Origin of the sequence: Amycolatopsis sp. NPDC006131, from assembly GCF_040614175.1 — a bacterium.
Classification (GTDB): domain Bacteria; phylum Actinomycetota; class Actinomycetes; order Mycobacteriales; family Pseudonocardiaceae; genus Amycolatopsis_E; species Amycolatopsis_E tucumanensis.
In genome coordinates this window covers 1-4,800 of sequence record NZ_JBEXTX010000214.1, presented here as the reverse complement: position 1 = coordinate 4,800, position 4,800 = coordinate 1, and the positions used below count along the sequence as shown (strand labels likewise).

3 protein-coding genes are annotated in these 4,800 nt (G+C 75.0%); 2 read left to right on the top strand and 1 reads right to left on the bottom strand.

From position 1 onward, the window contains the following. Positions 1–6: 6 nt before the first annotated feature. Positions 7–2,322: a transglutaminaseTgpA domain-containing protein gene (locus ABZ215_RS43225; RefSeq protein ID WP_354956735.1), complete on the top strand. Its 2,316-nt coding sequence runs from the start codon at positions 7–9 to the stop codon at positions 2,320–2,322. A gap of 7 nt (positions 2,323–2,329) precedes the next feature. Here ABZ215_RS43225 and ABZ215_RS43220 read toward each other — a convergent pair whose 3' ends face one another. Next, a complete protein-coding gene (locus ABZ215_RS43220) occupies positions 2,330–3,466 on the bottom strand; it encodes an MFS transporter (RefSeq protein WP_354956733.1) in 1,137 nt (378 codons plus the stop codon). Positions 3,467–3,496: 30 nt separating this feature from the next. On the opposite strand from ABZ215_RS43220, the gene ABZ215_RS43215 reads away from it, so the two are divergent. Beyond that, a complete protein-coding gene (locus ABZ215_RS43215; RefSeq protein ID WP_354956731.1) occupies positions 3,497–4,540 on the top strand; it encodes a LacI family DNA-binding transcriptional regulator in 1,044 nt (347 codons plus the stop codon). The last annotated feature ends 260 nt before the right edge of the window (positions 4,541–4,800 follow it).

The window sequence follows — 4,800 nt, the reverse complement described above, 5'->3', positions numbered from 1 at the left end:
CAAAACATCATCGCAGCGGCGACCGCGGCCTACGAGAAGTTCGCGGCAAGTCGACCGGACCAGGAAACGCGGGTGACGGTAGGTAACGCGGTGCGCACGCCCACCGCGGTCGTCGGGCTGGCCCAGCTCGTCGTGCTGTTGCTGCTGATCACCGGCGTGTTCACCAGCACCGGCATCCTCGGCGTCATCCCGGGCCCCGCCGCGTTCGGCGAGATCAACAGCGTGCTCACCGCGGCGTTCGAGCAGATCCGCACGGGCCTGCCGCCGGTCGAATCGACCCCGCCGATCCTGTGCCTGGTGACCATCGCGATCGGCCTGGTCGCGGTGCTCGTCGACACCCTCGCGGTCGCCGCCTCCGCGCCCGCCGCCACCGGCCTGGTGCTGCTGTGCGTCTACGCGGTGCCCGCCTCGCTGGCCGACGACATGCTCCCGTGGTGGACGTTCCTGCTCGGCGCGGCGGCCTTCGCGGGCCTGCTCGCCGTCGACGGCAATCACCGCCACCGCCGCTGGCGCAACCGCGACGCCCCCGGCCTCGGCAACGCGCCCGCCGCCGCGTCCGCACCGGTCGCCGTCGTCGCGGTCGCCCTCGTGCTGGGCCTGGTCGCGGGCACCGCGCTGACCGCCGTCGGCACCGTCGGGCGCCTGCCCGGCAGCGGCCGCAGCGGCGCGGGCGCCGGCTCCGGCGGGCTGGGCGTCAACCCGTTCACCTCGCTGCGCGGCATGCTGGACCAGGGCAGCACGGTGGACCTGTTCCGCGTCCGCGGCCTCGGCAACGACAAGCGCCTGCTGCGCGCGTTCACGCTCGACACCTACCGGCCCAACCGCGGCTGGAGCCTGCCGGACGGCCCGATGCCTGCCGGCTTCCCGGCGAACCAGCCGCTGCCCGCCGCGCCCGGCGACGACGGCTCGGGCGAGGCCCGCCAGATCCAGATCGAGCCGCTGAACTGGGTCGACGTGTGGATGCCGGTGTACGGGCAGCTGCGCGGCCTGCAGGGCGTCGGCCAGGGCTGGTACTACGACCCGACCAGCGGCGCGGTGTTCAGCGAGCGCAAGCAGCGGATCCCGGCCTACGTGGAGACCGCGTCGCTGGCCGAGCCGACGAAGGACCAGCTGGAGTCGGCCACCACCCGCGGCGGCGACATCCCGGCCAGCTACAGCCAGATCACCGGGGTCGACCCGCGCGTGGTCAGCCTCGCGCAGAACCTCGCGGCGGGCGCCACCACCGACTTCGACCGGGCGAGCGCGATCTGGCGGTACTTCAGCGGCGAGAACGGGTTCACCTACGACACCGAGACGGCCGCCGCGACCGACAGCGACGCGCTGGCCGACTTCCTGCTCAACGGCAAGCGCGGCTTCTGCGAGCAGTTCGCCTCCGCGATGGCCGTGATGCTGCGGGTGCTGAACATCCCGTCCCGGGTCGCGGTCGGGTTCACCTCCGGCTACGCCGACGGCGACACGCGCATGATCACCTCGCAGGACGCGCACGCCTGGGTCGAGGTGTACTTCGGCGACCTGGGCTGGGTCAGCTTCGACCCGACGCCGCGCTCCGACGGCCGCGGCTACGTCCCGCCGTACCTGCAGTCCGGCACCACCTCCAGCGGGTCCTCGGACTCGGAGGAGCAGGACGTGCCGAGCGTGTCCACCACGCGCGTCGCGCCGACCGGGGCGCCGGAGACCCAGGGCAGCGCCGCGAACCCGGGCGGCACGCAGGCCGCGCCGGCCGGTTCGGCGCCGGGCTGGACCGGGTGGATCGCGCTGGTGCTGGTGCTGGTCGCGCTGGCACTGACGGTGGGCGCGTTCGTCGCGATCCGCAGGCTCCGCGGGCGGACGGCGTCCTGGCTGCCGCTGGCCGCGGCCGCGGCGTGGCTGGTCGCCGTGGTGCTCACCGCGTGGCTGGTGCACTGGGTGCTGGCGCTGGTGCTGTTGCTGCTCGCGGCGGCCGGGCTGGCCCCCGCGGTGCTGCGGGAGATTCACCGGCGCCGCCGCCTGACGGCGATCACGTCCCACCAGCCGGGCGCGGCGGACGCCGCCTGGGCCGAGCTGATGGACGAGTGCGCCGACCGCGGCGTCCCGATCCCGCCGAGCGACACGGTGCGGGCGGCGGCGCAGAAGGTGGCCGTGCAGCACAACCTGGACGACGCCGGGAAGAACGACCTGCGCACGGTGGTCGGCGCGGTGGAGCGCTCGTGGTACTCCCCCAGCCAGTCCACCGGCGAGGACTTCGCCACGGCGTTCGAGGGCCTGCGCCGCAGCCTGGAGCGCAACGCGCCGATGTCCTGGCGCGGGCGGCTCTTCCCGCGGTCGGTCTTCCGCAAGCGCTGACCGCTCGTCACGGTCCCCGGAACGCGGCGGACCGGCGAACGACCAGCGTGGCGGCCAGCCCGCACCCCGCGGCCAGTGCGGTCGCAGCGGGCAGGGCGCCGTGGTCGAGGGCGGCGCCGCCCACCGCGGCGCCCCCGGCGATGCCGGCCTGGAAGGCGACGATGTAGACCGCGGACGCCAGGTCGGGCCGGTCCGCCACGCGCAGGACGGCGGCCTGCAGCACCACGCCCATGCCGCCGGCGGGCACGGCCCACAGCACGACCGCGGCGGCCGCGACCACGCCGGATCCGGCGAACAGCAGCACGAGCATGGTCGCCGCGAGACCGGCCGTGACGAGCAGCGCGGTGCCGCGCGGGTGGCTGTCCACCCGCCTGCCGATCAGGACCAGGCCGAGCAGGCCCGCCACGCCGTGCGCGAACAGCAGGCCGGAGGTCGCCGGACCGGTGAGGTGGACGGATTCCGCGATGATCGCGGTGATGTAGGTGAACACGGCGAAGTGCCCGGTCACCACCACCAGCGTGGCCAGGTTGACCGGCAGGAGGGCGCGGTTCAGCGACCCGCGCGGCGATGCCCGCGGCCCGGCAGGCGTCGGTTCGACGCTCGCGCGGATAACCACCGCCGAGAGCGCCGCCGCGGCGGCCACCGCGAGGACAGTGGCCCGCCAGCCGATCGTCCCCGCCAGCCACGAGGTCAGCGGCAGCCCGAAGAGGAACGCCAGCGAGTTCCCGGCGAACACCACCGCGGTGGCGCGGCCTGCCCGGTCCGGCCCGAGCAGCCGGGCGGCCATCGGCGCGACCACCGACCAGAACACCCCGTGCCCGGCCGCCGCGACCACCCGGGCGAGCACCGCGACGGCGTACCCGGGCGCGAGCGCGAGCAGCAGGTTCGACACCGCGATCGCCCCGACCGTGACCAGCACGGCCATGCGCCGGTCCCAGCGCGCGGTCAGCGCGACCAGCGGCACGACCGACACCGCGACCACGACCGCGTAGCCGGTCATGAGCAGCCCGACGGCCGAGCCGGGCACACCGAACCCCGCCGCCAGCTGCGGCAGCAGGGCGACGGGCAGGTTTTCCGAGGTCACGGACACGAAGCACGCGGCGCTGAGCGCTCCCAGCGCCACGCTCGTCCTTCCGGCTCGCATTGTGTAACGATACACAGCTAGGCTGGGGCCATGTCCAGCCCGGGAACGTCCCGAGTCACCATGGCCGAGGTGGCGCGCCGCAGCGGCGTCTCGCCGATGACGGTGTCCTACTGCTACAACCAGCCGGATCGCGTCGCGCCGGAGACGCTGCGCCGGGTGCGCGCGGTCGCTGCCGAGCTGGGCTACCGCGGTCCCGACCCGACGGCACGGTCACTGCGTCGTCGGCGCACCGGCACAATCGGGGTCGTGCTGGGCGAGCACCTCGCCTACGCCTTCGAAGACCCGCAGGCGCGCAGCTTCCTGACCGGGGTCGCCGAGGTCTGCCGGGAGCGCGGGACGGGCCTGAACCTGATCCCGACCACCGGCGGGGACACCGACGTCGAGCGCGTGACGTCGGCGTCGGTGGACGGCTACATCCTGTGGACGACCGCCGACAGCGACCCGGTGCTCCCCGTGGTGACCGGGCTGGGCAAGCCCGTGGCGGTGCACGGCGGCCCGGCCGTGGACGGCGCGCGGGTGGTCACGATCGACAACCGGGCCTCGGCGCGGGAACTGGCCGCGCACGTCTTCGCCGGAGCGGCGCGGCCCGCGGTCCTGAGTTTCCCCTTCGGCCGCGAGCGCACGGCCCGGATGGCAACCGGGCCGGCCCCGGACGGCGTGGAGTTCCCGGTGACGCGCGACCGGCTCCGCGGCGTCCTCGACCACTGCCGGGACGCGGGCCTGGACACCCGCGCGCTGCCGGTGGCCGTGGTGGCCCGCAACGACCGGGCGGAAGCCGCCGCGCAGGCCGACGCGCTGCTGGACACCGGCGCCGACGCGGTGGTGGCGATGAGCGACCAGCTCGCGTTCGCCGTCCTCGACGCGGCGCGCCGCCGGGGGCTGCGCGTGCCGGCGGACGTGGCGCTCGCCGGGTGGGACGACGGCCCGGAAGCGGAGCGGGAAGGCCTCACGACGATCACCCAGTCCCTGCACGACCAGGGCCGGGCCTGCGCGCTGATCGCCCTCGGCGCCGACGCGCCGGAGAACGGGGCTTGGCGGCTCACGGTCCGAACCAGCACCCGCAAGGGGTCTTGAGCGCTGCTCCCGCCGCGCCTCGGAAGACCGGCCAGCGTCCGGAGTCACCTCGACGCCGACGCGCCGGAGAACGGGCCCTGAAGGCTCACGGCCCGGGCCACCACCCACACGAAGTCTTGAGCGCTGCTCCCACCACGCCCCGGAAGACCCTCCAGCGCTCAGAGCCACCTCGACGCCGACGCGCCGGAGAACGGGCCCTGAAGGCTCACGGCCCGGGCCACCACCCACACGAAGTCTTGAGCGCTGCTCCCACCACGCCC